This is a genomic window from Arhodomonas sp. KWT (assembly GCF_010993615.1).
The window spans coordinates 1-905 of sequence record NZ_WNXE01000672.1 but is presented as its reverse complement, the minus strand read 5'-3'; the positions used below and the strand labels follow the sequence as shown (position 1 = coordinate 905).

Annotated in this window: 2 protein-coding genes; both read right to left on the bottom strand. The window is 68.8% G+C overall.

All coding sequences use genetic code 11. The annotated features are described in order from the left end of the window. A partial coding sequence (locus G7A99_RS21640; RefSeq protein WP_163143996.1) for a hypothetical protein occupies window positions 1–293 on the bottom strand: 293 nt, incomplete at its 3' end. A gap of 165 nt (window positions 294–458) precedes the next feature. Continuing rightward, window positions 459–905 (bottom strand): cation diffusion facilitator family transporter (locus G7A99_RS21635; protein WP_163143994.1); only part of this gene is annotated, 447 nt, incomplete at its 5' end.

Below are 905 nucleotides of genomic sequence, written 5' to 3'. Positions count from 1 at the left end.
GCCTCCGCCACCAGCCAGCTCTGCTGGATCTCCAGGCGGTTGTAGAAGAAGAACTTGTAGAAGAAGAGCACGACCGCGAGCACGAGGAGCAGCGTCCCCGTCCCGCCGCGGTCCACCGCGATCGCGGCGATGCCGGCGAAGAACACGGACACCATGACCGCCGCGTAAACCGCCATGTACACCCACGGCCGGACAATCCCGGGGTGGCGCCCTACGACAGCGAAGGTGTGCTTGAGCAGGTAGGCCAGTTGCCAGAGGCGTTCCCGGACGCCGGGTAGCTGCATGCGTTCCATTCCAGACTCCTCCCCGGGCCGGGAGCCTGCCCCCGGCGCCGCCCGTACCGTTTGACCCGGGGGGTGGAGTCACGGGCCGATGACCCGGACGGCGGTCCCGCCCCCGGGGACCTGTCCGGCAGTATCCGGCGCCGTCCTTACACCGGCCTTAATCAGGGGGGCGTGCTAGTGCTCGTCGCGGGCGCGTTCGCGGCCGGTGAGCGGGATCACGGCGACGTCGTAGAGCGGCTCCGGTTGCAGGGTGACGTGTTCGATACTGAAGCGTTCGCGCAGCAGCCGCTTCATGCCGTCGAGCTGCAGGGGCCAGTGCTCGAGGTCGCGGATGCGCACGTGGGCCGCGATGGCGTAGTGCCCGGAGGCGATCGTCCACACGTGCAGGTCGTGGACGCTCTCGACGCCGTCCACCGCCTGCAGCTGATGGCCGACCCGCTCGAGGTCGATGTGTCGCGGCACGCCCTCCATCACCACGTGGATCGCGTCGCGCAGCAGCCGCGAGGTGGAGATCAGGATCAGTGCCGAGATCACCAGCGAGAGAAGCGGGTCGATGGGGAACCAGCCGGTAAGGGCGATCACCAGTCCGCTCGCCAGCGCGGCGACGGAACCGAGCAGGTC